The sequence below is a fragment of the Hymenobacter lapidiphilus genome, assembly GCF_003417065.2.
Taxonomy (GTDB): Bacteria; Bacteroidota; Bacteroidia; order Cytophagales; family Hymenobacteraceae; genus Hymenobacter.
This window is the reverse complement of the sequence record NZ_QVLT01000021.1, coordinates 41,049-65,402: the sequence shown is the minus strand read 5'-3', so window position 1 is coordinate 65,402 and position 24,354 is coordinate 41,049. Positions and strand designations below refer to the sequence as shown.

Below are 24,354 nucleotides of genomic sequence, written 5' to 3'. Positions count from 1 at the left end.
TCTGCTGAGAAGCAGGTCTATTAACACGATGTAGGGGCGGGGCTTGTCCCCGCCCGCCGTTGCAACTGGCTTTGTGGGGCATCCCAACAGCTGTTTAACACGTTGTGCTGACGGCGGGCGGGGGCAAGCCCCGCCCCTACATCGTGCTCGCAACTGGAGTTACCTTAACAAAAAGCTGACAGCTATCAGCTAATGGCTAACAGCTCAAACTAAATGACTGAACTCGAACGCCTGCTCCATGCCTACGACCAGCACCGCGCCGCGGGGCGGGCGTGCGCGCTGGCCTCGGTGGTGGATGTGGCCGGCTCGGCGTATCGCCGCCCTGGGGCCCGGATGCTGGTTACCGACGAAGGCCAGCTGACCGGAGCCATCAGCGGGGGTTGCCTCGAAGGCGACGCCCGCCGCCGGGCCCGCCGCACCATCCGCCAGGGCCGCCCCGCGCTGGTCACCTACGACTCGACCGACCCCGACGACGACCTGCAATTCGGGGCCGCGCTGGGTTGCCAGGGCATCGTGCAGATTCTGCTCGAACCCCTCGACTTCCAGGACCCCGACAACCCGCTGGAGCTGCTGCGCCGTTGGGCCGCTGCCACCGCCCACGCCCCGGCCGTAGTAGCCACTGTGTTTGCCGGGGTGGGGCCTGGTGATGAAGTACAGGTGGGTCAACGGCTGCTGTTGCTGGCCGACGGAGAAATTCAGGGCACGTTGCCCGATACGGCCACCTTATACCAGCCGCTGCTGGCCGATGCCCGGGCCGCGCTGGTGGCTGGTCGCCCCGCTACCCGCCACTACCCGGGCGGAAATGGGGCTGTGCGCGTGAGCCTGGAAATCCTGCGCCCACCCGTGCGCCTTACCGTGTACGGCGCCGGTAACGACGTGCAGCCGCTGGTGCGGGTTGCCGCCGGCTTGGGCTGGCGCATAACGGTAGTGGACGGCCGCCCGGCCCAGGTGCAGCCGGCCCGCTTTCCAGAGGCGCACGCCGTGCGGGTGCTGCCGTTGGAACAAGTGGCCCAACAGCCCTATGATGGGGCCTTTGCGCTGCTGATGACCCACAACTACTACTACGACCTGGCGGTGCTGCGCCACCTGTTGCCCGATGCCACCACACCCTACATCGGTCTGCTGGGCCCGCGTAAAAAGTACGAGCGGCTATTGCAGGATTTGGTGAAGGAAACGCCTGATGCCGCCGCGCAGCTGCAAAGCCGCCTGCACAGCCCCATCGGCCTGAACCTGGGCGGCGAAACGCCCGAGGAAATTGCCCTTTCCATCGTGGCCGAAATCCAGGCCGTGCTCACGGGCCGCCCCGCCGGTTTCCTACGTGATTCGCCCCATCCCATTCACCCCACATTGCAGGCCGATGCCCCATTGGTGCCCGAGGGGAAGGTAGAGGCGGTGTGCGAGCTATAGGGGCGGGGCTTGTCCCCGCCTGCCTTTTGGGACATGTGGAACTATCGTTTGAACAGTTGTCCAACGGCGGGCGGGGCTTAGCTTCGCCCCTACATCCTATTACTCCCATCGTATGCCCGCTATTCTGCTTCTGGCTGCCGGGGCCTCCTCGCGCCTGGGGCGACCCAAGCAGTTGCTGATGTACCAGGGCCGGACACTGCTGCGCCGGGCCGCCGAAACCGCAGTGGCCGCCGCGACCGGCGCGCCGGTGGTGGTGGTTACCGGCGCGCTGCACGAGGCCCTGTTGCCCGAGTTGGCCGGTTTGCCGCTCGTGGTGCAGCATTGCCCCAACTGGCCGGCCGGCATGGGCGCATCCATCCAGTGCGGCCTGCACGCGCTCGAAAGTCTGGGAGTATCCTTTACGGATGTCGTGGTGATGCTGTGCGACCAGCCCCACGTAACGCCCGCGTTATTGGAGCAGTTGGCCGAAGCACGGAACACCACGGCCGCGCCATGGTAGCCTGCCAGTACGGCGACACGCTGGGTGTACCGGTGCTGTTTGGCTCCGAGGCGCTGCCGCTGCTCCGGCAACTACCAGCTGCCGCCGGAGCCGGGCAACTGCTCAGGCAGCATTCGGCGCTGGTAGCCGCCGTAACTTTCCCGGCCGGAGCTGTTGATGTGGATACCGAGGCCCAGTACGCGGCGCTGCTGGCGGGCGAAAAGTAAGGACATTGTTTCCCGTTGGGTCTGTTACTTTTGGATCGGCCTGCTACTAGCTGCTGCTACCCCTTGTTCCCGTTGCCATGCCTTCCACCCCGCATACCCCGCCGCCCGCCTACTTCCTCTCCTTGAGCCTGGAAAACGTGCGCAGCTTCGGCGAGATACAACCAATTTCCTTCGCCCGCCCCGACGGCCGCCCCGCACGGTGGACAATTATTCTAGGGGATAATGGAGTGGGGAAAACGACGGTGTTGAGAGTATTGGCAGGAATGGTTACAGAAATGCGCCCGTTTGTTAGTGGTGAGCAGACTACCAATACTGCTTTACCAGCCTTATGGCGCTATGCTAATTACGGTTGGCAACCATTCAGATATGGAAGTGAAAGTCCGGCTATTTTGACCTCAATTATTGGACAAGGAAAGAAGTTATTAGAAGAAAATACTGATTCAAAAATTGCCATAGTAGAAATGACAGTGCGCAAGCATAGGAATGCTGGTATGATGACTAGGGGAAAAAACCCTTCAAGTTTGATCTGTTATGGATACGGTGCAGGTAGAATAGTAGGAGATACAAACATAGGAGCACAGCATAATAGCGAGGATGATAATTGTATTAGCCTTTTCAATGACCGAGCTGATTTGCTTAATCCAGAAGAATGGTTTCTGCAAAAGACACTTAGTTCCTATGTAAATAAAAATGGTGCTAAGAGCGCTTTAATGCAGCTAGAGCGTGTGCGGCAAGCCTTGCTAATTGTATTGCCCGAAGTATTCGATATTCAAATTAAGAGTAATGAGAAAGATGAACAACAACTAGAGCTTCTCACTCACTTCGGCTGGGTGCGCTTGCGCGATATGAGCCTGGGCTACCAAACTCTTGTCGTATGGCTCACGGACTTTGCCAGCAAGCTGTTCCTGCGTTATCCCGATAGCCCGAATCCGTTGGAAGAGCCGGCCATTGTGCTCATTGATGAAATTGATTTGCACCTGCACCCGAGCTGGCAGCGCAAGCTGCTGGGCTTCCTGAGCGGCATCTTCAAGAACACCCAGTTCATTGCCACCGCCCATAGCCCCCTGGTGGTGCAGGCCGCCGGCGACGAGGGGGCCAACGTGGTGCTGCTGCAACGGGAAGGCGACCAGACCATCGTGCGCCAGAACCCGATTGATGTGCAAGGATGGCGGGTAGATCAGATTCTCAATAGTGAGCTGTTCGAGGACGTGACCACTCTCTCGCGGCAGACTGAGGATGACTTGGCGCTGCGTAACAAGCTGCTTCTGAAAAAGCGCCTCACGGCCGCCGAAAAGCAGCAGCTGGCCGAGCTGAACGCCAAAGTAGCGCAAGCTCCCATTGGCGATACGGCCCCCGAGCGGCGGGTGGAAAGTCTGCTGGCCCGGCTGGCCCGCAACCTGAAAGAAGATGACTTGCTGCACTAGCCGCATATGATTCAGGTAACTAAAAGCGCGACCGAACCGGCCATTCTTGGTCGGCGCGGCACCCGGCACCTGCGGCAGCTGGAGCAGCTCTATACTGCCGATCCTGCGGCTTGTCGGGCTCCCGAGAACACGCGCCTGAAGTCGCGCGATGGGATTTACAACGATGCGACGGTGAAGGAGCAACTGCGCCTCGACCAGCATAAAAAGTGTTGCTACTGCGAATCGCTGTTCACTGCCACAAGCTACGGCGACGTAGAGCACTTCCGGCCCAAAGCGGGGTATCAGCAGGATTGGAGAGGCCCGTTATCTAAACCTGGCTACTATTGGCTAGCCTACGAGTGGACCAACCTGCTCTTCTCCTGTCAGCTCTGCAACCAGGAATACAAAGGCAATTACTTCCCTCTACGCGACCCTGCCACCCGGGCCCTCATGCATACCGAAGCGCTGAACCGGGAACAAGCGCTGCTGCTACATCCCGCGCTCGATAATCCTGCGCTACACATAACCTTCGTGCAGGATGCCATCAAGGCCTTGGATGATCGGGGGGAAGCCAGCATCCAGGCTTTTGGCCTCGATCGGCCCGATTTAATAAAGAGCCGATTAGACCGCCTGAAAGAGTTGTTTTACGCGCGGATAGTGGGCGCGCTGAAGTTTATGGCGCCTCTTGAGGAACGAGAACAGGAGTTCCTGACAGAATTAGGCCTTTCAGTAGCAGAGGGAAAAGAAGCCGCCGCAGAGGCCCGGCAGATATGGCAGGAAGCCGCCCTAGACCCGGCCGAGTATGCCGGAATGGTACGGGCCAACTTCCCGCACTTGCCACAGCACTAAGGCGTGGGAACAAGTTGGCAGTAAAGGCAGCAACCGCAACCGTGAAATCCCGTTATCTTGCCCGCACCACTGCCCAATCCCCTGCCTATATGAGCGACGCTACCGCCGCCGTTTCGTCCGCCGAACCCGGCGTTCAAACCATCCCCAAAGACGACAAGCGCATCACCCGCGGCTGGACGTTTTACGACTGGGCCAACTCAGTGTATCCGCTGGTGATTACCAGCTCCATTTTCCCCATTTACTGGGGCTCGGTAGTAAAGGACATCACGGGCACCGACAGTGGCAAAACGCCCGTCGAGTTCCTCGGTATGAGCATTCCGGGCACCTCGCTCCAGAACTATTCGGTGTCAGCGGCCTTCTTGGTCATTGCCCTCATCAGCCCACTGCTCACCGCGCTGGCCGACTATTCGGGCCGGCGGAAGCTGTTTATGCAGATCTTCTGCTACCTGGGGGCAGCCTCGTGCGCGGGGCTGTATTTCTTTGAGGCCAGCACGTTCACGCTGGGGGTCGTCATCTTCATCATGGCGACGGTGGGCTTCTCGGGTTCCATTGTATTCTACAACTCCTACCTGCCCGATATTTCGTCGGAGGAGAAGTTCGATTCGCTCTCGGCGCGCGGGTTCTCGATGGGCTACATCGGCTCGGTGCTGTTGCTCGTTACTTGCCTGATACTTATCCAGGGGCCTACGCTGTCGGGTACGCCGCTGTTTGGGCTGAGCGTGGGCGAAGCCACCCGCCTGAGCTTCCTGCTCACCGGCATCTGGTGGGCCGGCTTCGCCCAGATTCCCTTCGCCACCCTGCCCGCCGACCCCGGCCGCCCCGCCGGAGCCACCAACGATTCGGGCTGGCTGCTCAACGGCTTCCGCGAGCTGGGCAAGGTCTGGGAAGAAACCAAGCGCCAGCCCAACCTCAAGCGCTTCCTGCTGGCCTACTTCACCTACAATATGGGCGTGCAGACGGTGATGTACGTGGCCACACTCTTCGGCTCGGAAGAATTAAAGCTGGAAACTTCCGCCCTGATTATGACTATTCTGCTGCTGCAGATAGTGGGTATTCTGGGCGCCTATCTGTTCGCCAAACTCTCCGAACGCATCGGTAACACCCGCGCCCTAAGCTGGGCGGTATTTATCTGGATGCTGATTTGTATTGCCGGCTACTTCGTGCAGGCCGGCTGGAGCTTCTACGCGCTGGCGGCAGTTATTGGCCTCACAATGGGCGCGGTGCAGAGCCTCTCGCGCTCCACCTACTCCAAAATCATCCCTGAAAACACGCCCAACCCGGCGGCCTATTTCAGCTTCTTCGACGTTACCGAGAAAGTAGGCATCGTTATCGGCCTGCTGGTGTTTGGTGGCATCTCGCAAATAATGGGCGGCAACATGCGCTACAGCATCCTGGCGCTCATCGTATTCTTCATCCTGGGCCTGGTTTTCCTGCTCCAATTGCGCGGCCGCAAGCTCCGCGAAGACTCGCCAACCGCCCCCGATACCTTCCCCGGCCCCCCGCCCGCCTCACCCACCAGCCCACAGCTGTAGGAAATCAGGGGAAATAAAAAACGAAAGTGAGAACTGAAGCTATGTAGAAAGCCGCGAATTCAAGTCAGCCCGTCATGCTGAGCGAAGCCGAAGCATCTCTACCGCAATAGTCATCATATACTGTTGGGGTAGAGATGCTTCGACTTCGCTCAGCATGACGATTTGAAAGCCTCAGTCCTTCGCGGCCATCATTAACCTGCAATTTTTATCCTTCACTTCCACCATGCATACTTCCTCGCTACAACAGAACATCCTCGCCGAGCTCGACCACGAGCTGGCTACCACCCGCAAACTGCTGGCACTAGTGCCCTACGAGCAGGCCGATTTCCAGCCGCACCCCAAAAGCATGAAGCTCGGCCAGCTGGCGGCCCACATCGTGAACCTGCTGGCCTTTAAGCAGCTGTTCGTGCAGCATAGCAGCCGCGACTTCCTCGACCCCAACGGCCCCAAGCCCGGCCCCTCGCCCACAAACCACGAGGAGCTGATGGCCCGCTTCGAGGAGTATAGCGCCAGCCTGCGGGCGGCCCTGAAGCAATCCACCGACGAGGAGCTGACCCACAGCTTCCGCCTCCACCGCGGCGAGCAGACACTACTCGAATACCCCAAAGCCACGGCCATTCGCATCATGGGCCTCAACCACAGCATCCACCACCGCGGCCAGCTCAGCGTGTATCTGCGCCTGCTCGATGTGCCGATTCCCGCCATGTACGGTCCCTCGGCCGATGAGCCCAACTGGTAAGGGAGGGAATTAAAAAGCCGCACGTCATTCAGAGCGAAGCGAAGAATCTCGCGTGCTGACACAGTGATAGTAATCCTAACGCAGGGCTACTATTGCAATATCAGCACGCGAGATTCTTCGCTTCGCTCTGAATGACGTGCGGCTTTTCTATCTATTTCACTGAAAACACCTTCTCGCCCGCAATCCAGGTTTGCTGTACTTTGGCAGTGCGGAGTTTTTCGTTGGGGGCTTTGAGCAGGTCGGTGTCGAGGATGACGAAGTCGGCGGCCATACCGGGTTTGATGCTGCCCTTCTGCTTGTCCTCGAAGGCGGCGTGAGCGGCCCAGGTGGTCATGCCGCGCAAAGCGTCGGGGCGCGAAAGGGCGTTTTCGGGCTGGAAACCACCGGCCGGGTAGTTCTTGGCATCCTGCCGGGCCACGGCCGAGTGGAAGCCGAAGAGCGGGTTGATATCCTCGACCGGAAAATCACTGCCGATGGCCACTTGCCCGTACTGCTTGCGCAGCTGCTCGTAGGCGTAGGCCGTTTTGAGGCGCTCGGCCCCCAGCCGCTCGCCGGCCCAGTACATATCGGAGGTGGCGTGGGTGGGCTGCACCGAAGGCACTATGCCGAACTGCCCGAACTTGCCCATATCGGCCGCCGTAACCACCTGGGCGTGCTCGATGCGCCAGCGCCGGTCCGGCTGGCCCTTCAGTACTTCGCCGTAGATGTTGAGGATGAGCCGGTTGGCCGAGTCGCCGATGGCGTGGGTGTTCATCTGGAACTTGCTGGAAGCCAGCAGCCGGGCCAACTCGCGGAACTCCTTTTCAGTGGAGAGCAGGAAGCCGGTTTCCTTGGGCTTGTCGTTATAGGGCTCCACCAAACAGGCCCCGCGCGAGCCCAGCGCCCCATCGGCGTACACCTTGAACGAGTTGACGGTGAGCCGGTCCTTGAAGATAGGGCCGTTTTTGAGGTAGAAATCCTTGTTCTCCTTGGTAGGGGCCAGCATGACGTAGAGGCGCACCTTGAGCTTACCAGCCTCCTGGAGCTGGTCGAGGCGCTCGACGTTGGCCTTTTCGAGGCCCGCGTCGGCCATGCTGGTCAGGCCCACGGCCAAGCAGCGCTGCTGCGCGTCGAGCAGAGCAGTTTCAGCCTCGGCCGCGCCGGGCGCCGGTATTTTGGCCGACACCAGATCCACGGCATTATCCACCAGCAAACCCGTGAGCCGGCCGGCCGCATCTTTGGCAATTGTGCCCCCGCTGATGGGGGTGCGGGCTGTAATGCCGGCCAAATCGAGCGCCTTCTGGTTCACAAGGGCCGCGTGGCCGTCTACCCGCACAATGAACACCGGCGTGTTCGGAAACAGCACGTCGAGCGTGTCCTTGGTTGGGAACTGCTTGCCGGGCCAGTCGTTCTGGTCCCAGCCGCGGCCGGTGAGCCAGGCTGCCTGCGGGTACTGCTGCCGCTGCTGGTTTAGCTTCGCCACCACCTGGGGCCACGAGTCGGTATCCACCAAATCGGCGTCGCGCAGGCCTAAGCCATAGCGGTAAAAGTGGCAGTGCGCGTCGTAGAAACCCGGGTAGATGAACTGCCCGTTCGCATCCACTTCCTCTTTGGCCTCAAACTGCCCGCGCAGCTCCTCGGCCGTGCCCACGCCCACAAACTTGCCATCCTTCACGGCAAACGCCCGGGCCGTGCTGAACGCCGAATCGACGGTGTACACCGTGGCATTGTACACGAGCAAATCGGCCGGCTGGCGGTTGCCGTTTGAGGTGGATTGGCAGGCGCTAAAAACGGCGGCCAGCAGCGGCAGGGCCAGCAATGAGCGAAAATGTGGAAGCATAGAAGCGGGAGAGAGGTTGGAAACGGGAAGGTCGGGGAAAAGCCGCTGAGAAAGATAACAGCGAAAAAAAGAACGTGTCATCCTGAGCGGAGCGAAGGACCTTATCACGTTCGAACGACCGTAACAACGACTCGTTCAAGCGTGATAAGATCCTTCGCTCCGCTCAGGATGACACGTTCTTCTCGGCTTCTAAAAAGCCGCGCTTAGTCGAAGCGCATGTGCTTCACCGACTCGCCGGAGTTCTTCAGCTCCAGCAGCGACTCAATGCCGATTTTCAGGTGATTCTTCACGTAACCGGCAGTTACTTTCTTGTCGCTCTCCGACGTTTTCACGCCCTCGGGCGTCATCGGGTTGTCGCTCACCAGCAGCAGCGCACCGTGGGGGATGCCGTTGACGAAGCCTACGGTGAAGATGGTCGCCGTTTCCATATCCACGGCCATGGCCCGAACTTGGCGCAGGTACTCTTTGAACGCGTCGTCATGCTCCCACACGCGGCGGTTAGTGGTGTACACCGTGCCGGTCCAATAGTCCAGCTCGAACTTCTTGATGACGCTGCTCACGGCCCGCTGCAAACGGAAGGAGGGCAAAGCCGGAATTTCGGCCGGCAGGTAGTCGTCCGATGTACCCTCGCCCCGGATGGCGGCGATGGGCAGAATCAGGTCGCCGAGCTTGGTGTTGCTCTTGAGGCCGCCGCACTTGCCCAGAAACAGGGCTGCCTTGGGCTCAATGGCCGAAAGCAGGTCCATGACGGTGGCCGCCATGGGCGAGCCCATGCCGAAGTTGATGATGGTGATGCCGTTGGCCGTGGCCGTCTGCATGGGCTTGTCGAGGCCGCGCACTTCGGTGCCGAACTGCTCGGCAAACATGGTCACGTAGTTCGCGAAGTTGGTGAGCAGAATGTACTGTCCGAATTCCTCTAATTCGACTCCGGTATAGCGCGGGAGCCAGTTTTTAACAATGTCAGCTTTAGTCTTCATACGAAAGGGTTAGGGTTGCGAAAGATAAGGTTACACCGCAACCGGCAGCAGCCTGGAGCAGCGGCCAGCTCAGTCGGCCGGAAAAGGGTAGGTACAAAAAAGCCGTCGGTGCCCGGAATGGGGAATCGACGGCACGGAATGAAAAGCGGGAGACATACCCCGGGGCCGTACCTTTGTAGGTGATGCAAGAGTTGAATCTGCCGCCTTTCGAAGCCAAAGTTACACAAAGCGGCGAAAAGTTGCTAATCTGGGACGTGCTGCGCCGCCGCCACGTGGTGCTCACGCCCGAGGAGTGGGTGCGCCAGCATCTGGTGCATTACCTCATCAACCACCGCGGCTACCCCAAGGGGCTGCTGAGCCTGGAACGCGGCCACCAGTACAACCAGCGCCAGAAACGCACCGATTTGCTGGCCCTCGATGCCACCGGCCAGCCGCTGCTGCTGGTGGAGTGCAAGCGCCCCACCGTGCCCATCACCCCCGCCGTCGCCCACCAGATTGCCACCTACAACCTCACCATCGGCGCCCCACTGCTGCTGCTCAGTAACGGCCTGGAGCACTACTGCTGGCGCGTGGATGCGGTAAACCGCACAAACGAGCGACTCAGCGAAGTACCCGCTTATCTGAGTTGTTAGCGGAGAGCTAACCCAGGTTGGGAAGTAAGGGTGTCGGAACGACGTAGGGGCGGGGCTTGTCCCCGCCCGCCGTTGAACGATTATCGTTGAAGCGGCGTGAACGGCGGGCGGGGACAAGCCCCGCCCCTACAGCGCCCACCGCAACTTGGGTTAGTTAACAGCTAACCTTAGCACCGCCACCAACGCGTCAATTTCGGCTTTGGTGTTGAAGGAATGCACGATGAGCCGGAGCCGCTCGGTACCGGCGGGCACGGTGGGCGCTACAATGGGGCGCACATCGAAGCCGGCGGCCTGGGCGGCGGCGGCTATGGCGCGCACGGCGGCGGGGCCGGGGTTTTGGGTGAAGAAAACCGGGTGGATAACGTGGCTGGTGGCCGGCACGTGCAGACCCGGTACGGCATTGAGCGTGGCTTTTAGGTAGTCGGATAGCCGGAAAAGCTGCTCGCGGGCCGGCTGTAGCTCGGGCAGCAGCTCGTAGGCTGCCGCGAGGCCGGCTACGGTGGCGGGGGGCAGGGCCGTGGTATAGATGAAGGGCCGGCTGAAGTTGAGCAGGTAGTCGCGCAGCAGGGCGGAGCCGGCTACGGCCGCGCCCTGGCTACCAAGAGCCTTGCCGAAGGTGAGGATACGGGCAAATACTGCGTCCTCAAGCCCCAGCGCTGCTACCAGCCCTTCGCCGCGGGGGCCGTAGAGGCCGTTGGTATGGGCCTCATCGACCACTAAATACAGGCCCAGACGCTGGCAGAGGGCTGCCAGCTCGGCCAGCGGAGCTACGTCGCCGTCCATCGAATACAGCGCCTCCACGGCCACGAACACCGCCCCGGTGGCCCGCGCCGCCTTGCGTTCCAGGTCAGCCAAATCGTTGTGGCGGAAGCTCCAGGAGGTGGCCGGCGTGGCCCGGATGCCGTCCTTGACCGAGGCGTGGCTGGTTTCGTCGTAGAGAATGGTGTCGCCGCGCCGGGGCACGGCGCCGAACAATCCCAGGTTGGCCGCGTAGCCCGAGTTGAAGAGCAGCGCCGCCTCGGCCCCATGGAACTTGGCCAAGTGGGTTTCAAGGGCTTCAGCGGCGGCCGAGTTGCCGGTGAGCAGGCGCGAGCCGGTGCTGCCCGCGGGCAGTTGGGCCGCAGCCTGGACCGCCGCCAGTACCTGCGGGTGTCGGCTCAGACCCAGGTAGTCGTTCGAGCTGAAATCGACGAGGCCGGGTGCGGGCGGAGCGGGCAGGTGGCGGCGGGGTGGCGGCGGCCTCGCGCCGGGCCAGCTCGGCGGCCAGGCGCTGGTGCAGGGCAGAAGAAGCGGAGTCGGGCGGCATACGTAGTGGCGGAGCTATGCAGGGGGCAATCAGCCCGCAAACGGCCCCACCGAGAGCCACACGCTGCCATCCTGCCCGAAGGTGCGGGCGCTGATGACCAGCCACTCCGAATCTACCTCTACCCGGTCGCCGACGGCGGGCAGCACACCATGGCGCTGCATCACCAGCCCCAGGGCCGACCCAACCTTATCCTCCAGCTCCGAAATCAGGTCTTGGGCCTCGCGGGCCTCATGCTGCTGGCGGATGCTCTCGGCGTAGGCATAGTCAAGGTTGAGGTCGAAGGGGATTTCCATGGGAAGTGGTGAGGAAGAGAAGTCGGGAAGAAAAAACAGTGTTATGCTTTATCTGGCGCGCAGATAAAGCATAACACTGTTCTGGGGGCTGCTTCGGCGCTTACGCCTCTACCGGCGCCTTGCCGCGGCCCATCAGTACGGCGCCCTCGGGCACGTCCTTGAACGACTTGCGGGGCTTGAGGCCGAGCAGGGCGAACATCTGCTGGTCGGCGTCGAAGTCGGGGTTGGGGGTGGTCAGCAGCTTCTCGCCCGAGAAGATGGAGTTGGCACCGGCCAAGAAGCACAGGGCCTGCTCGGTAACGGGCATTTCCTGGCGGCCGGCCGAGAGGCGCACCATGGTGTTCGGCATCAGGATGCGGGCGGTGGCAATCATGCGCAGCATTTCCCACACGCTCACGCGAGGCTGGTCGGCCAGGGGCGTGCCTTCTACGGGCACCAGGGCGTTTACCGGCACGCTCTCGGGGTGGGCCGCCAGCGTGGCCAGCGTGTGCAGCATGGCTACGCGGTCCTCGTCGGTTTCGCCGAGGCCGATGATGCCGCCCGAGCACACCGAAATGCCGGCCTTGCGCACGTGCTCCAGCGTGTTCAGCCGGTCGTCATAGGTGCGCGTGGTAATGATGTCGTCGTACTTCTCGCGGCTGGTGTCGAGGTTGTGGTTGTAGGCGTAGAGGCCGGCCGTTTTCAGGCGCTCGGCCTGGTACTCGTTCAGCATGCCCAATGTGCAGCACACTTCCAACCCGAGGCCGTTCACCTGCTCCACCATGCCCAGCACGCGGTCAAAGTCCTTGTTGTCGCGGATTTCGCGCCAGGCGGCACCCATGCAGAAACGGGTGGAGCCGGCGTCGCGGGCACGCTGGGCCGAGGCCAGCACTTCGGCGTCGGGCAGCAGCTTGTGGGCCTGCACGCCCGTATGGTAGCGGGCAGCCTGGGGGCAGTAGGCGCAGTCCTCGGGGCAGCCGCCGGTTTTCACGCTCAGCAGGGTGCACACCTGCACTTCGCCGGTGGCCTGGGTTACGGCATGGATGGCGGCAGCCTGGCTGACGAGTTCCAGCACGGGCTGGTGGTAAATGGCGGTTACTTCGGCAAGGGTCCAGTCGGTGCGGAGCATGTTTTAGGCTATTAGCTGTTAGCTGATGGCTGTTAGCTTTCGGGGCATTGCTGTCAGGTGGAAAGCTAACAGCCAATAGCCAACAGCTAACAGCTAAAATGTAGCCGCAAGATACTCAGCGGCGCCAGAGTATCCGCTGCTTAGGTCGCCGAATTGCTGGCTATTCGGCGTTGAACCGGTTTTCCGGGGCCGAGGTGGCGGGCTGGTCGGAGCGGGCGTCGCGGGTGTTTTTCTGCACGGCAATGGCGGCAAACAGGCTCAGCAGAAACGACATGGCGTAAAAGCCTTTTTCGCTGAGCGTAAGCGTGGCGTTCCACAGGCCCACCGTGAGCAGGGCAATAGACAGGATGGTGGAAAACCAGCTCAGGCCGTAGTAAAGGTTGGTTACCGGAATGCCATCAAGCTGGTCGCGCACCGATTTCTGAAGCGAAATAGCCGAAAACAACCCGTACATCAGAATGGTGAAGTAGTAGCCTTTCTCGTTGAGCAGCATCTGAGCGTTCCAGAGGCCGATAATGAAGGCGGCCATGCCGGCAAGCAGGGCAAACCAGGAGGCGGCAACAAAGGCGTTGGAAGGTTTGGCGAGGGGAGCGTTCATGGTAATTGGTGTTAGAAGGATGGAGAGAGCAAATCCGGCGGTAACCCGTCCGACACCACAAACATACGCGGCCACCCCAGGCAAGTAGCCCCAAGGTTCAGCCATTTCAGACTTTACAATCATCCTTTATTCAGGTGATTTGGACGCTGATAAGTAGTTATGTGCAGAAGACAAAGGGTTCTATTGAAGGCCTGAAAGGTGTTTTGGCTGAAATAGAGCTTACTTTTCAGAGGGTTTGCTTAAAGTCATAAAACCGACTTCTTAATAGGCGCGATTCCTATCTGAATCGGCTCAATCGACGCCCAATATAGCGCAGATGCCCCCGACCTGTTGCCAGGTCGGGGGCGTCTGTGCTTAAATTCGGAAGAGGCTATCGGCTCCGGCTGGAACCGCGGCTGCCGCGGCTGCTGCTTTGGCCTTTGGCGGGGCCGCCGGCACCTTTAGCCGGACGCTTGGTGGCTCCTTTCGGACCACTTTTTGGACCGGCGGATTTGCCGGGGCGGGGACCGGCTTTATCAGTAGGGCGGCCCGAGCCGGCGGTTCGGCCGGCCGTAACCAGCCGCTTGGGCTTGGCTCCGGGACGGATGGAGTCTTTGTCGAGCCAGGTGCCGGCAGGGAGGGCTTTGGTTTTGCGCGGGGCCTCGTCGCCCATCGAAGGATCGGAGGGGAGGCGTACGATGTCGGGGCGGGTGGTAGCGCGGCGGGCGGTTTTGCGGCCCGGCTGGTCGCCCCACTGCTCGGCCGTCGATACCACTTTGCGGCGGCGCGGCGTGCGGCCGTCGTCGGTGCCGCTGGAGTTTTCAATCATCTCAAACAGCACCTTCAGCTCCTTGTCGCGTAGTTCGCGCCACTCGCCGGGCCCGAGGCCTTTGATGCTGATGTTCATGATGCGGATGCGTTCGAGCTGCACCACTTCGTAGCCGAAATGCTCGCACATGCGCCGTATCTGGCGGTTCATGCCCTGCACTAGCGTGAGCCGGAAAATGTAGGGCGTCTCCTTCACCACCTTGCATTTCTGGGTCATCACGCCCAAAATGGGCACCCCGTTCTGCATGGCCTCGATGAAGTCGTCCTTGATGGGCTTGTCCACCATCACCACGTACTCCTTCTCGTGCTGGTTGCCGGCGCGCAGGATTTTGTTCACGATGTCGCCGTTGCTGGTCATCAGCAGCAGGCCCTGCGACTCCTTGTCGAGCCGGCCGATGGGGAAGATGCGCACCGTGTGCTTGATGGCGCGGATGACGTTGTCCTTCACGCCCAAATCGGTGGTCGTGACGATGCCGGGAGGCTTGTTGTAGGCCAGGTACACCGCCTCTTCCTCGGGCCGGGGCTCGATGTGGGCACCGTTCACCACCACCCGGTCGCGGGTCGTTACCTGGTCGCCGATGGTGGCGCGCTTGCCGTTCACCGTCACGTTGCCCTGCTCGATGTGGCGGTCGGCTTCGCGGCGCGAGCACACGCCACTTTCGCTGATGTATTTATTGAGTCGGGTTGCCATGAGAGTAGAACGTAGTGCCGGGTACTTAAAGGGTGTCAGGGAATTGTCAGGCTGAGCCTGTCGAAGCCGCGTTTCTAGCAAATGCATTCCCGATTCCCGCTTTGGCCGGCGGCAAAAAAAAAGAGGCTGCCGGCCCGAGGTGGGTCAGCAGCCTGCAAAGGTACGCCGTATTCAGGACAGGGGTAGTGTCTCCTCATATAAGCAGCGGGCAGGCCCGGGCCGGGCTCACGCAAAAAACGCGAACAGTGCTGTTTCCAGCGCAGCAGGCAGCGTGGGTGGTGTGATGGTGCGCAGATGCAGCGTTGAGCCGCCCTCGGTGGGCGAAAAGGTGCCCTCGGTGGTGTTGAAACGCAGCTGGCCCTGCGTGAATTCGCGCAGGTGCTCGCCGGCTTCCGTGCTCATATCCTCGAAATCGAGCTGGCTGAGCTGGCCGCTGGCGTTATCGAAATACAGCCAGAAGTACAGGTGGCTGGGGTTCTTGCTCTGGATGTCGAGGCGCTTTACTTCGAAGATGGTGGCCGTATCGGCTTCAAACAGAAACAGGGAGCGGTAAGGGAAACTCATAGGGAAGGGGAAAATAGTGCTTACAACACGTACACGAGCAGCCCGAGCAGGGGCACGAAAACCAGCAGGCACAGTAATAGCGGCCGCCAGATGCTCCGGGCCGGGTGGTCCTGTTTGTTCAGGATAAACGAATCGGCGTAGGTATTGAGGCCGTAGCCGCCCGCCAGCCCGATGCCCGCGGCGTAGGCCCCGTAGGCAGAAGTATTGGGCAGAAAGGACACCAGCACCCCCATCAGGCCCATATACACCACACTCGCCCAGATAACCTTGCGCGCTTGCTCGGGCCTTCCTATTGCCCGCAAATTGCTAGCCGTGAGCGCACTGCCCGCTATGGTGGTGAATACGAGCGAAAACAGCCGGACACTACGCTGGGAATACAGAGGAAGGGTGGACGCGGAGTCGGAAGCTGGAACAGGCATCAGGAAAATTGGGCGTTTGCCGGAAAATGAGCGGCGTTCGGACTACAATTTTACCTCTTTTTTGCCCTGGTCCACGCCTTTCATCCACGTTATCAGGCCGCGCATATAGGTGGGCTGGTCGTCGTAGAAGCTCATGTGGCTGCCGTTGGGGCAGATGAGGGCGGTTCCGTGCTGCACTTTCTCGGCTACCATGCGCATGTGCTTGGGGTCCATGGTGTCGTGTTTGCCGCCGATGCTAAGCACCGGCACCGCCAGTTTCGGCAGGTCGGGCACGCGGTTCCAGTTCAGCAGCTTGCCGGATACGCCAAACTCGCTTGGTCCCTGCATGGTCACGTAGAGCGACTGGTTCATTTTGGCAAACGAGCGGTTCACCGGCTCGGGCCACTCGGCCAGGGGGCGGCGCAGAATATGCTGGGTGTAGAAGTTGGGCAGCAGCAACTCCATATAGCGCGGGTTCTGGTAATCCTTGCGCGCCTCAATGGCCCGGATTTCCTTGAGCACTTCGGGCTTGAACTGGGGCGCCAGCACTTCTTCGGCGTACTTGCCATAGGCCGGAATGCTCATCATCATGTTGGAAATAACGAGTCCTTTGAGGTGCTGCTGGTATTTGAGGGCGTATTCGGCCACCAGAATGCCACCCCAACTGTGGCCCAGCAGGTAGAAGTTGCTGCTGTCGAGCTTGAGGGCCTGGCGCACCTGCTCCACTTCCTCCACATAGCGCGGCAGGCTCCACATGGCCGTGTCCTTGGGGTTATCGGAATTGCCGCAGCCAAGCTGGTCGTAATAAATAAACTCGATACCCTCGCGGGGCAGAAAGCTTTCCATGCACTCGAAATACTCGTGCGTGGCCCCCGGCCCACCATTCAAAAGCAGCAGCTTGATGCGCGGGTTGCTCCCAAACCGCTTGGTCCAGACGTTGAACGTGCCTTTGGGCGTGGTAATGGGCACCATCTTCACGCCGCCATCGGCCAGCGCGGTGGTATCGGGGGTAGGAAAGTAGGTGGTGAGGGCCGGTGCGGCGGCGGCATCGGGCGCAGCTGTAGGGGCGTTGGAACAGGCGGCGACCGTGAAGCCCAGTAGGGCGGCGGCGAGGAGACGTTTCAGCATCCGGCAATATATTCAGTTGTCAGTTGTGGAGGGCGCTGTAGGGGCGGGCTGTCCCCGCCCGCCGGTGAACGGAGTCGTTGCAGCGGCGCGAGCGGCGGGCGGGGACAAGCCCCGCCCCTACGTCGTTCAATTACTCCGTCAGCCACTGGCTGGCCCGGTACTCACCCGGCCCGACGAACAGGCGCAGCAGGTCGTTGGTGAGTTGGAGGCCGTTGGCGCTGTTGGTGAAGAACAGCAGGCTCTCGCGACGGCCGGGCAAAACCATGAAAAAGCCCTTAAAGTCGCCGTTGTCGCCCCAGTGCCAGAGAGCGGGGCCGGTGCTGGTGGTGGCCAGGCCCAGGCCCGTAGCCCAGGCCACGAACGGGTCGGCGAGGCCGGGTGGCCGGCCGCAGCGGTCGGCCGGGTTGGCGGGGGTGGCCAGGAGTTGGGCAGTGGACTTCTTTAAGCCCCGGCCGGAGCGCAGAGCCTGCAGAAAGCGGTTGTAGTCGGGAGCGGTGGTGAGCAGGCTGTAGGCTGCGTAGGGCTCGGTGAAGCGGCGCACTTCGGTGGGCTGGCCAGATTTATCGTGGCCGCAGGCAGCGTTGCCCACGAACCGGGGCTGCCACCGGAAGCTGCTGCGGTCCATCTTCAGCGGCCCGAAAACCTCCTGCTGAGCCAATGCTTCCAGCGGCTCGCCGGTGAGGTGCTCCAGCGTTTGCTGCAGCCACACGAAGCCTTCGCCCGAGTAATTCCAGCAGCTGTCGGGCGCAAACCGGAACGCGAGGGGCGAAGCTGCCCAGGCGGGGCCGAGCGGGTTGTCGGCCCAGTTGGGCAGGCCGGTGGTGTGGGTGAGCACCATACGGGCCGTTACGCGGGCGGCGTGGGGCTGGCCCTGCACCCGCGGATACGGTGCGTAGCTGAGCAGCGGCCGGTCGAGGTCGAGCCGGCCCTGGTCGTGGAGCCGCAGCGTGAGGTAGGCCAACACCACCTTGCCCAGCGAAGCCGCCTGAAACACGGTTTCAGCAGTCACAGCCGCAGCTGAATCCTGCCGAAGGTGGCCCAAGTTGTAGGTCGTAACGCGGGAGCCTTTGGTATGCACAAGCTGGAGGCCCGGCACGTTGTGTTGGGCCAGCAGCGCCGCCAACTCGGTCTGCTGAGCGGCGGCAGTTAGGCTAAATAGCAGCAGGGACAGGAGAAGCAGCAGTTTCATCGGGACCAAGGAAGCCGGCCGCAGGTTTGCGGCCGGGACGGGTACTTCGGCAGATGTGGGAATTGGGACAGCGGTTGCCCATTTCAAAACTAAAACGGGCCGCCCCGAAAAGAGCGGCCCGCTAAATGAACTGAATCGGATACAACCGAGGGACAGCGCAGCTAAATCCGTGAAATTCGTGCTAATCCGTGATCAGCCCAACGTGTGGTACACGGCCTGCACGTCGTCGTCGTCCTCAAACTTCTCGATCAGGTTCATCACTTCTTCCAGTTCGTCGCCTTCGAGGTGCACGGTGGTGTTGGCCACGCGCTGCAGCTGAGCCGATACCACGTTGAGGCCCTTTTCCTCCAGCGCCTTCTGCATCTGGCCGAAGTCGGTAAAGGCAGTTTCCACCACGATATAATCCGCGACTTGGCCGTGCTCGTCTTCTTCCTGGTCGGCGTACACATCCTCCGCGCCGGCGTCAATCAGCTCCAGCTCCAGCTCTTCCAGCTCCAGGCCTTCGGCAGCCAGCTTGAACACGCCCTTGCGGGTGAAGATGTAGTCGGAGGAGCCGGCGGTGCCCAGCGCGCCGTTGCCGCGGTTGAAGTACATGCGCACGTTGGCCACGGTGCGGGTGGGGTTATCGGTGGCGGTTTCGACCACCACGGCCACGCCGTGGGGCGCGTAGCCCTCGTACACCACCTCCTGGTAATCCTTTTCCTCGCGTGAGGAAGCCCGCTTGATGGCGGCGTCCACCCGGTCTTTGGGCATGTTCACGCCCTTGCCGTTCTGCATGGCCGTGCGCAGGCGCGAGTTGGTATCGGGGTTGGGGCCGCCCTCCTTCACGGCCATCACAATTTCGCGGCCGATGCGGGTAAAATCTTTCGACATCCGGTCCCAGCGCTTCATTTTGCGGCCTTTCCGGAATTCAAACGCGCGTCCCATCTATGGTGATTTAGTGAAATGGTAAGTAGTAAGTGGTCGTTCGGGCGCGGGGCCGGAACGGGGCGCAAGTTAACAGAAAGCCGGCCGGGGCGCAACGGCAGCCCGGCTCACGCATTCCCTGGCTTCAGGCCCAACCCGCGCGCCAGCAGCCAGTCGAGGGCACGGGCGGGCAGCAGGCGGGGCACGATGTAGGCGCGGAACACGTCGGCGGCAATGGTGTAGCGTAGTTTGGGGCGGGGCGTTTCCAGAATCTGCACCAACCGGCCGGCCACATACTCGGGCGTCAGACCCTGCTCACGGGTTTTGTTGATGAAACCCAGGAAGCGTTGGGCCGGGCCGTGGTAGGGCGTGTGAGCGTAGGGCGCAAGGTCGATGCCCTTGTCCCAGATGGGGGTTTGCGTGACGCCCAGGCCGATGAGTACTACCGGAATACCGAACAGTTTCAACTCGCGCCGCCAGCTGCCCGTTACGCCTTCCAGCGCGTGCTTGCTGCCCACGTAAGCCCCCAGAAACGGCGACGCCACCTGTCCGCTCACCGAGCCCATGTTCAGCACCCGGCCGGGGCGGTCCGTAAAGCCGGGCCGCGCCCCCAGCAGCGGCAGAAACGCCTGCGTCACGGCAATCAGGCCCAGCACGTTCACCTCGAAATGCTGGCGGATTACCTCCAGCGGCTGGTGTTGCAGCGGCCCGCCAAAGGCCACGCCGGCATTATTGAGCAGGCCCGTCAGCGGCTCCGGACCCAGAGCCTGGGCCACCTCGGCGGCGGCCCGGGCCACGGCTTCAGCGTCGGTTACGTCGAAGATCAGGGGTGTGAAATCGGGGCCGAGCTCCGCCTGCAGCCGCGTGGCATCAGCGGCGGTGCGCAGGCTGCCGAATACCCGGTAGCCCCGGTCCAGAAATGCCCGCGCCGCTGCCAGACCCACCCCGCTCGATACCCCGGTAATAACGATTGACTGCATCAGATGAGAAGAGGTAAGCTGAAAGGTTACTCGTGTCGTAAGCAGCCCGGGCCGGGCGCCTGCCGCTACTGCCGCCGTAGCGTGTAGGTGCTCTGGTTGCCCACCGGGAAGCCCGCCACTACGATGGTAAGCTGGCCTTTATCCAGCCTAAAAGTGCCTTCGTCGGTGCGCGGGCGGCCTTTTTTGTCGGTGTGCGTGAAACTGATGCGGCCGGGCGCGAACGTATAGCGGCCGTCCTGGTCGAAGCGCATGGGGCCGCCGTTGGCCGTCAGCGTCAGGCGTTTCTGGTAGGTGCCGTCGGGGCGCAGCGTAAGGGTGCCGCCCACGCCCTGGGCCAGTATGGGCTCGGGGCTGCTTTCCCGGTCGAGGATGGTGTAGCTGAGGTAGGTGTAGGTGCCGAAAAACGCAGCAGGCGCAACCGGGCGGGGCGCTGGCTGCGCCCGAGCGGGCCGCTGGGCCGCTAGTGGCAGCGCCGACAGTAGCAGCAGTGAAAGTAGAGGCAGCAGGTGACGACGGACGTTCATGCCGAAAGATAAGCGCCCTTCAATGGATTGCGCACGTTAGGGTCGCCCGGCTGGCCTTCAGTCCTTGATACTCAATACCCAGGCCAGCGCGGTATCCGCCTCGTCAAAATCAAAGGTTTTAATGGGCAGTTCCTGCGTGAGCGAAACACTGCAGGCCACCGCGTCGCGGGAGGGCCAGTCCATGGCATTTATCCAGGCTACGGCCCGCACGCCGCGGGCGGCCAGGGCGGGTGCCAGTACCCGCCCAATCCAGTCGCCGGCCTCCAGCCACTCGCCAAATGCTTCGCTGCTGTCGTTAATCATGCGGTGCACGGGCTGCGTGGAGGGCAGGCTGGCCAGCATATGCAGGCACTGCTGCTGGGCCAACGCCGCATCGAAGCGGCCGCGCCACTGGGCCTGTACCAGCTTGTACTGGCTGCTGTAGCTCACCAGCAGCGTGGGCGTGTCGAGCAAGATCTGGTCAAAGTAAACCATGCTTCTCAGGGTAGGGGCGAGGGTAGAGGCGCCGCCGGCTGGCAGCCTGCGGGTACATACGGTACTTGGGGCCTAAAAGTAAGCGTCGCCGGGGGATTGATACAGGAAAAATGTGGCGGAGCGAGGCACAATAAACCTGGCGGTTTGATTGGCCGCCAATCCGTTACTTTGGGCTATGGCTGATTTTCTGCGTGAACTGATTTGCCCGGCTGCCGAGCTGCCCGTGGCCGACGTGTGTCTGGTAGGTCTGCCGCTCGATTTCGGGACGGTGCTGGAAGGCGGCCGGGGCGGGGCCGCGCACGCCCCGAACGCCATCAGGAGCGAGCTGCGGCGCTACCACAAAACCTACAACCTCGAACACAACACCGACCTGCGCCGGCTGCGCATAGCCGATGCCGGCAACTTACCGCTACGCGCGGCCCGCCACACCGATAACCACGAAACCATTGCCATCGAGCTGGCCCGGCTGCTGGCGCAGTATCCGCGGGTAGTGGTGCTGGGCGGCTCGCACGATGGCACCTACAGCACCGTGCGGGGCCTGCACGCCGCTACCGGCGGCCAGCCGCTGGGCGGCATCAACCTCGATGCCCACGCCGATGTGAAAGACCGTCCCGGCCTGCTCAGCAGCGGTACCCCCTTCGGAAATCTGCTGCGCGAAGGCTTGGTGGCCGGAGCGGGTTTCACTGAAATCGGGCTGCACTCCAACCTCAATATGCAGGCCGATATTGACTTTCTGCACCAGCACCAGGCCCACATAGTGCGATTGGCCCAGGTGCAGTCCGATGGTATGTCCGGGCATATGGGCCGGGCCCTGGCGCGGGCTACGGCGGCCGGGCCGGCCTTCGTGAGCTTCGATATCGACTGTTGTGCCCAGGCCTATGCACCCGGGGTAAGTGCGCCCAGCGCCGACGGCCTGACGCCCTGCCAGGCTACTGAGGCCGCCTGGCTGGCCGGCGGTGCCGCCGGCGTGCGCCTGTTCGAGGTAATGGAGCTTAATCCGCTATTCGACCGCGACCAGCAGACGGCGCGGCTGGCAGCTACCGTTGTGGCGGCGTATCTTACGGGAGTGGCCGCAGCAACGGGCCGGTAGCACCCGCTGCCCCGGCCGGCCTTTCGTCTCTTTCTGCCCTACTATGAAAACGACCCTGCTATTCCTTCTATTCGTGCTGGCGGCTGCGGGCCCGGCCATGGCCCAGAAAACGACGCCCCCCAAAGCCGCTGCCGCCAAAAAAACTTCTCCTACAACTGCTGTCCAGCCGGCCGGGCCTGCCCCCACCTTCCTGCTCGACTGCGCCACCGACCTGCCGCCCGCCGGCCCGCTGCAGAAAATGCACTGCGAAACCCGGCACCTGACGCTGCCCGCCCCACCCGCCGACACGCCCCTGACGGTGGACGCACGCACCAATGGCGGCATTACCGTGCGGGCCTGGGCCGGGACCAATGTGCGGGTGCGGGCTCGTATTACGGGCAAGGCTGCCACTGCCGAAACAGCCCGGGCGCTGGCCGCCGCCGTGCGCCTGAGTACCACCAACCATACGCTGCGGGCTGCGCTGGCCAATGGTTCGGTAGAGGGCTGGGCCGTGAGCTACGAACTGCTGGTGCCAGCCCAGACCAACCTGGTACTGACGGCCGTGAACGGGGCACTGACGCTGGAAAACGTGCGTGGCCAACTGCGCCTGACCACCACCAACGGACCGCTCGTACTACGCGGCGTTTCCGGCGACGTGCGCGCCCAGACCACCAACGGCCGCATCGACCTGAGCCTGAGCGGAGAAACCTGGACTGGCCCGGGGCTGGAAGTGAACACTGTGAACGGCGACATCAGCTGGGAGCTGCCGGCCGAATACACGGCTACGGTACTAGCCCGCACCACCCGGGGCCGGGTAGCCGCCGAACTCAACACCAAGCGCCTCAACCTGCTGCCCCACAACCTGGCCGCCACGTTGGGCAAAGGCGGGGTTCAGCTTAAGGCCAGCACCGTAAACGGCAATGTGCGGGTAACGCAGCCACGACCCGCCCCAGCCGCCGCCCCGGCAGACTCCCTCGACGCGGAGTAGCCAGGGCGGCAACCGCCTTCGTGGCCAGCTTGGTGTGCGCAGCTACCCCGGTTTGTGAGTAGCCACTGCCTGCACCCGGTTGGGCTCGCCACTCATGCCCGTAGTGCCATGCAAGCGCTCTTCAACCACTGCCAAACGCGTAAACAGCCACGCCGCCAACCCAAGAAAAATACCGGGCTCTTTAGCGCGCTACTTCTTCGGTGCGGAAGCGCTTGGGTTCACCGGCTTTAGGGCGCGGGTATTTGTTTTGTTGCTTTTTCTGGTACGATTTCACCAGCCAGGCTGCGCCCACCAGCCCGCCAAGGGCCGCCGCCGCCAGGCCAAACTTCGCCCGAATAGGGTCGTGGGGTGCGGGGGGCAGATAGGCTACGCCATTGGCATCTAGGCGGGCGGGGTGCTGTACGTAGCGCCCGTGGGCCGGTATGCGGAACTCGTCGGCCAGTTGGCGAAGGCCCGCGCCCGCACCGGGCCCTGGCATGGCCGGACCGTGGCCGCAGCCAATGGCCTCGGGGCGCAGGTCGGCTAGCTGCCGGATAGATTCGCCCACCTGTTGCCAGTTGTAGTTGAACGGGGCGCCGGCAATGCTGATGCCTTCCAGCTGCAGCAACACCGCCGGCACCGACTCGTGGTTACAGGTGGCAAAAGCGTCGGCCCCCAGCAGCGTACGGTCTTTCTCGCGGAACAACGCAATCTGGCCCGGGGCGTGGCCGGGTACGTGGTGCCACTGCCAGTCGGGCAAAAAGGGCGGGTCGAGGTCGTTGGCGGGCAGCTGCTGCACGTAGTCGGAGAGCTGAAACGACTGGGGCGGGAAAAACCGGGCCGCAAAGGCCAGCGAGCCACCGCCGGCCACCGTGGGGTCGGCGGGCGGATACACGGCCCGGGCCGTAAGGAAGGGCAGCTCCAGCGGGTGGGCCAGTATCGGTACCTTCCAGTGCTCGGCCAGCGCCTGCGCCGAGCCGGCATGGTCGAGGTGGCCGTGGGTGAGGATAATGGCCTCGGGGTGAGTGCCAGGATAGAACAGTTCGTTGGCGGCCGCCACTATGGCCTGCTCCGAGCCCGGCAGACCGGTATCAACCAACACCCACTCGCCGGGCCGGCCGGTTTCAATAAAATACACGTTAACAAAACGCTGAATAGTAAGCTGATGGACGCCGGGAGCTACTTGTTTCATAAGAGGGCTGTGAGGTAGAAGGACGCAATTAATACGCGTCCGCACCCGATTTTGATTTACCGTCCCGGCTCCGCAGATCAGTCTGCACAATGATTCA

Annotated in this window: 27 protein-coding genes; 10 read left to right on the top strand and 17 right to left on the bottom strand. The window is 62.2% G+C overall.

Annotated features, from left to right (window positions below; all coding sequences use genetic code 11):
- Positions 1-213: 213 nt before the first annotated feature.
- The 7 genes from D0N36_RS13205 (at position 214) to D0N36_RS13175 (ending at position 6,635) form a co-directional block, all read left to right on the top strand.
- A complete protein-coding gene (locus D0N36_RS13205; RefSeq protein ID WP_116942164.1) occupies positions 214-1,407 on the top strand; it encodes an XdhC family protein in 1,194 nt (397 codons plus the stop codon).
- Positions 1,408-1,519: 112 nt separating this feature from the next.
- A complete protein-coding gene (locus tag D0N36_RS13200) occupies positions 1,520-1,906 on the top strand; it encodes a nucleotidyltransferase family protein (protein ID WP_116942163.1) in 387 nt (128 codons plus the stop codon).
- A complete protein-coding gene (locus tag D0N36_RS13195) occupies positions 1,900-2,112 on the top strand; it encodes a glycosyltransferase family protein (RefSeq protein WP_116942162.1) in 213 nt (70 codons plus the stop codon). Before D0N36_RS13200 ends, D0N36_RS13195 begins: the two co-directional genes overlap by 7 nt.
- A gap of 122 nt (positions 2,113-2,234) precedes the next feature.
- Positions 2,235-3,536: an AAA family ATPase gene (locus D0N36_RS13190; protein WP_207190726.1), complete on the top strand. Its 1,302-nt coding sequence runs from the start codon at positions 2,235-2,237 to the stop codon at positions 3,534-3,536.
- A 6-nt stretch (positions 3,537-3,542) separates the two neighbouring features.
- On the top strand, positions 3,543-4,364 hold the full coding sequence (locus D0N36_RS13185) for an HNH endonuclease family protein (protein ID WP_116942160.1): 822 nt from the start codon (positions 3,543-3,545) through the stop codon (positions 4,362-4,364).
- Positions 4,365-4,453: 89 nt separating this feature from the next.
- On the top strand, positions 4,454-5,896 hold the full coding sequence (locus D0N36_RS13180; protein ID WP_116942159.1) for an MFS transporter: 1,443 nt from the start codon (positions 4,454-4,456) through the stop codon (positions 5,894-5,896).
- Between the two features lie 223 nt (positions 5,897-6,119).
- Complete coding sequence (locus D0N36_RS13175) at positions 6,120-6,635, top strand: DinB family protein (RefSeq protein WP_116942158.1); 516 nt, start codon at positions 6,120-6,122, stop codon at positions 6,633-6,635.
- A 151-nt stretch (positions 6,636-6,786) separates the two neighbouring features.
- Here D0N36_RS13175 and D0N36_RS13170 read toward each other — a convergent pair whose 3' ends face one another.
- Together D0N36_RS13170 and D0N36_RS13165 are read right to left on the bottom strand one after the other, a co-directional pair.
- Complete coding sequence (locus D0N36_RS13170; protein WP_116942157.1) at positions 6,787-8,454, bottom strand: amidohydrolase; 1,668 nt, start codon at positions 8,452-8,454, stop codon at positions 6,787-6,789.
- A 203-nt stretch (positions 8,455-8,657) separates the two neighbouring features.
- Positions 8,658-9,431 (bottom strand): AMP nucleosidase, encoded by a 774-nt coding sequence (locus D0N36_RS13165; RefSeq protein WP_116942156.1) that lies wholly within the window; start codon positions 9,429-9,431, stop codon positions 8,658-8,660.
- A gap of 182 nt (positions 9,432-9,613) precedes the next feature.
- Here D0N36_RS13165 and D0N36_RS13160 point away from each other — a divergent pair, with 182 nt between their 5' ends.
- Positions 9,614-10,063, top strand: a complete 450-nt coding sequence (locus D0N36_RS13160; protein ID WP_116942155.1) for a type I restriction enzyme HsdR N-terminal domain-containing protein — start codon at positions 9,614-9,616, stop codon at positions 10,061-10,063.
- Between the two features lie 150 nt (positions 10,064-10,213).
- On the opposite strand, the gene D0N36_RS13155 is transcribed toward D0N36_RS13160, so the two are convergent.
- The 14 genes from D0N36_RS13155 to D0N36_RS13095 all read right to left on the bottom strand — a co-directional run bounded on the left by D0N36_RS13155 (position 10,214) and on the right by D0N36_RS13095 (position 21,029).
- Entirely contained in the window at positions 10,214-11,203 is a 990-nt protein-coding gene (locus D0N36_RS13155; RefSeq protein ID WP_242478912.1) for an aminotransferase class I/II-fold pyridoxal phosphate-dependent enzyme, read from the bottom strand.
- A complete protein-coding gene (locus D0N36_RS19680; RefSeq protein ID WP_242478911.1) occupies positions 11,121-11,369 on the bottom strand; it encodes a hypothetical protein in 249 nt (82 codons plus the stop codon). Before D0N36_RS19680 ends, D0N36_RS13155 begins: the two co-directional genes overlap by 83 nt.
- A 29-nt stretch (positions 11,370-11,398) precedes the next feature.
- On the bottom strand, positions 11,399-11,662 hold the full coding sequence (locus D0N36_RS13150; RefSeq protein WP_116942153.1) for a hypothetical protein: 264 nt from the start codon (positions 11,660-11,662) through the stop codon (positions 11,399-11,401).
- A gap of 100 nt (positions 11,663-11,762) precedes the next feature.
- Positions 11,763-12,770, bottom strand: coding sequence for a biotin synthase BioB (gene bioB, locus D0N36_RS13145; RefSeq protein WP_116942152.1), 1,008 nt, complete (start codon positions 12,768-12,770; stop codon positions 11,763-11,765).
- A 160-nt stretch (positions 12,771-12,930) separates the two neighbouring features.
- A complete protein-coding gene (gene yiaA, locus D0N36_RS13140; RefSeq protein ID WP_116942151.1) occupies positions 12,931-13,368 on the bottom strand; it encodes an inner membrane protein YiaA in 438 nt (145 codons plus the stop codon).
- A gap of 370 nt (positions 13,369-13,738) precedes the next feature.
- Positions 13,739-14,866: a 23S rRNA pseudouridine(2604) synthase RluF gene (rluF, locus tag D0N36_RS13135; protein WP_116942150.1), complete on the bottom strand. Its 1,128-nt coding sequence runs from the start codon at positions 14,864-14,866 to the stop codon at positions 13,739-13,741.
- A gap of 225 nt (positions 14,867-15,091) precedes the next feature.
- Positions 15,092-15,430: a hypothetical protein gene (locus D0N36_RS13130; RefSeq protein ID WP_116942149.1), complete on the bottom strand. Its 339-nt coding sequence runs from the start codon at positions 15,428-15,430 to the stop codon at positions 15,092-15,094.
- A 20-nt stretch (positions 15,431-15,450) separates the two neighbouring features.
- A complete protein-coding gene (locus D0N36_RS13125) occupies positions 15,451-15,849 on the bottom strand; it encodes a hypothetical protein (RefSeq protein ID WP_147320868.1) in 399 nt (132 codons plus the stop codon).
- A 42-nt stretch (positions 15,850-15,891) separates the two neighbouring features.
- On the bottom strand, positions 15,892-16,956 hold the full coding sequence (locus D0N36_RS13120; protein ID WP_116942147.1) for a proline iminopeptidase-family hydrolase: 1,065 nt from the start codon (positions 16,954-16,956) through the stop codon (positions 15,892-15,894).
- 130 nt (positions 16,957-17,086) lie between these two features.
- Positions 17,087-18,145: a serine hydrolase domain-containing protein gene (locus D0N36_RS13115; RefSeq protein WP_116942146.1), complete on the bottom strand. Its 1,059-nt coding sequence runs from the start codon at positions 18,143-18,145 to the stop codon at positions 17,087-17,089.
- 192 nt (positions 18,146-18,337) lie between these two features.
- Complete coding sequence (locus D0N36_RS13110) at positions 18,338-19,072, bottom strand: YebC/PmpR family DNA-binding transcriptional regulator (RefSeq protein WP_116942145.1); 735 nt, start codon at positions 19,070-19,072, stop codon at positions 18,338-18,340.
- 107 nt (positions 19,073-19,179) lie between these two features.
- Positions 19,180-20,031 (bottom strand): SDR family NAD(P)-dependent oxidoreductase, encoded by an 852-nt coding sequence (locus D0N36_RS13105; protein WP_116942144.1) that lies wholly within the window; start codon positions 20,029-20,031, stop codon positions 19,180-19,182.
- 65 nt (positions 20,032-20,096) lie between these two features.
- Positions 20,097-20,555 carry a hypothetical protein gene (locus tag D0N36_RS13100; protein WP_116942143.1) on the bottom strand — a complete coding sequence of 153 codons (459 nt, stop codon included), beginning with the start codon at positions 20,553-20,555 and terminating at the stop codon, positions 20,097-20,099.
- Between the two features lie 57 nt (positions 20,556-20,612).
- Positions 20,613-21,029, bottom strand: coding sequence for a SpoIIAA family protein (locus D0N36_RS13095; RefSeq protein ID WP_116942142.1), 417 nt, complete (start codon positions 21,027-21,029; stop codon positions 20,613-20,615).
- Positions 21,030-21,204: 175 nt separating this feature from the next.
- Here D0N36_RS13095 and D0N36_RS13090 point away from each other — a divergent pair, with 175 nt between their 5' ends.
- Together D0N36_RS13090 and D0N36_RS13085 are read left to right on the top strand one after the other, a co-directional pair.
- Positions 21,205-22,119 (top strand): arginase family protein, encoded by a 915-nt coding sequence (locus D0N36_RS13090; RefSeq protein WP_116942141.1) that lies wholly within the window; start codon positions 21,205-21,207, stop codon positions 22,117-22,119.
- Positions 22,120-22,162: 43 nt separating this feature from the next.
- Complete coding sequence (locus tag D0N36_RS13085) at positions 22,163-23,086, top strand: DUF4097 family beta strand repeat-containing protein (protein ID WP_116942140.1); 924 nt, start codon at positions 22,163-22,165, stop codon at positions 23,084-23,086.
- Between the two features lie 181 nt (positions 23,087-23,267).
- Here D0N36_RS13085 and D0N36_RS13080 read toward each other — a convergent pair whose 3' ends face one another.
- On the bottom strand, positions 23,268-24,257 hold the full coding sequence (locus D0N36_RS13080) for an MBL fold metallo-hydrolase (RefSeq protein WP_116942139.1): 990 nt from the start codon (positions 24,255-24,257) through the stop codon (positions 23,268-23,270).
- Between the last annotated feature and the right edge of the window lie 97 nt (positions 24,258-24,354).

Excerpts from the sequence above, each read along its gene's own strand:
- D0N36_RS13185 (WP_116942160.1), top strand. The coding sequence starts at position 3,543 with ATGATTCAGGTAACTAAAAGCGCGACCGAACCGGCCATTCTTGGTCGG.
- D0N36_RS13120 (WP_116942147.1), bottom strand. The coding sequence starts at position 16,956 with ATGCTGAAACGTCTCCTCGCCGCCGCCCTACTGGGCTTCACGGTCGCC.
- D0N36_RS13080 (WP_116942139.1), bottom strand. The coding sequence starts at position 24,257 with ATGAAACAAGTAGCTCCCGGCGTCCATCAGCTTACTATTCAGCGTTTT.
- rluF (WP_116942150.1), bottom strand. The coding sequence starts at position 14,866 with ATGGCAACCCGACTCAATAAATACATCAGCGAAAGTGGCGTGTGCTCG.
- D0N36_RS13160 (WP_116942155.1), top strand. The coding sequence starts at position 9,614 with ATGCAAGAGTTGAATCTGCCGCCTTTCGAAGCCAAAGTTACACAAAGC.
- yiaA (WP_116942151.1), bottom strand. The coding sequence starts at position 13,368 with ATGAACGCTCCCCTCGCCAAACCTTCCAACGCCTTTGTTGCCGCCTCC.
- D0N36_RS13150 (WP_116942153.1), bottom strand. The coding sequence starts at position 11,662 with ATGGAAATCCCCTTCGACCTCAACCTTGACTATGCCTACGCCGAGAGC.
- D0N36_RS13115 (WP_116942146.1), bottom strand. The coding sequence starts at position 18,145 with ATGAAACTGCTGCTTCTCCTGTCCCTGCTGCTATTTAGCCTAACTGCC.
- D0N36_RS13100 (WP_116942143.1), bottom strand. The coding sequence starts at position 20,555 with ATGAACGTCCGTCGTCACCTGCTGCCTCTACTTTCACTGCTGCTACTG.
- D0N36_RS13090 (WP_116942141.1), top strand. The coding sequence starts at position 21,205 with ATGGCTGATTTTCTGCGTGAACTGATTTGCCCGGCTGCCGAGCTGCCC.
- D0N36_RS13175 (WP_116942158.1), top strand. The coding sequence starts at position 6,120 with ATGCATACTTCCTCGCTACAACAGAACATCCTCGCCGAGCTCGACCAC.
- D0N36_RS19680 (WP_242478911.1), bottom strand. The coding sequence starts at position 11,369 with ATGCCGCCCGACTCCGCTTCTTCTGCCCTGCACCAGCGCCTGGCCGCC.
- D0N36_RS13130 (WP_116942149.1), bottom strand. The coding sequence starts at position 15,430 with ATGAGTTTCCCTTACCGCTCCCTGTTTCTGTTTGAAGCCGATACGGCC.
- D0N36_RS13195 (WP_116942162.1), top strand. The coding sequence starts at position 1,900 with ATGGTAGCCTGCCAGTACGGCGACACGCTGGGTGTACCGGTGCTGTTT.
- D0N36_RS13205 (WP_116942164.1), top strand. The coding sequence starts at position 214 with ATGACTGAACTCGAACGCCTGCTCCATGCCTACGACCAGCACCGCGCC.
- D0N36_RS13085 (WP_116942140.1), top strand. The coding sequence starts at position 22,163 with ATGAAAACGACCCTGCTATTCCTTCTATTCGTGCTGGCGGCTGCGGGC.
- D0N36_RS13180 (WP_116942159.1), top strand. The coding sequence starts at position 4,454 with ATGAGCGACGCTACCGCCGCCGTTTCGTCCGCCGAACCCGGCGTTCAA.
- bioB (WP_116942152.1), bottom strand. The coding sequence starts at position 12,770 with ATGCTCCGCACCGACTGGACCCTTGCCGAAGTAACCGCCATTTACCAC.
- D0N36_RS13200 (WP_116942163.1), top strand. The coding sequence starts at position 1,520 with ATGCCCGCTATTCTGCTTCTGGCTGCCGGGGCCTCCTCGCGCCTGGGG.
- D0N36_RS13095 (WP_116942142.1), bottom strand. The coding sequence starts at position 21,029 with ATGGTTTACTTTGACCAGATCTTGCTCGACACGCCCACGCTGCTGGTG.
- D0N36_RS13110 (WP_116942145.1), bottom strand. The coding sequence starts at position 19,072 with ATGGGACGCGCGTTTGAATTCCGGAAAGGCCGCAAAATGAAGCGCTGG.
- D0N36_RS13170 (WP_116942157.1), bottom strand. The coding sequence starts at position 8,454 with ATGCTTCCACATTTTCGCTCATTGCTGGCCCTGCCGCTGCTGGCCGCC.
- D0N36_RS13125 (WP_147320868.1), bottom strand. The coding sequence starts at position 15,849 with ATGCCTGTTCCAGCTTCCGACTCCGCGTCCACCCTTCCTCTGTATTCC.
- D0N36_RS13165 (WP_116942156.1), bottom strand. The coding sequence starts at position 9,431 with ATGAAGACTAAAGCTGACATTGTTAAAAACTGGCTCCCGCGCTATACC.
- D0N36_RS13105 (WP_116942144.1), bottom strand. The coding sequence starts at position 20,031 with ATGCAGTCAATCGTTATTACCGGGGTATCGAGCGGGGTGGGTCTGGCA.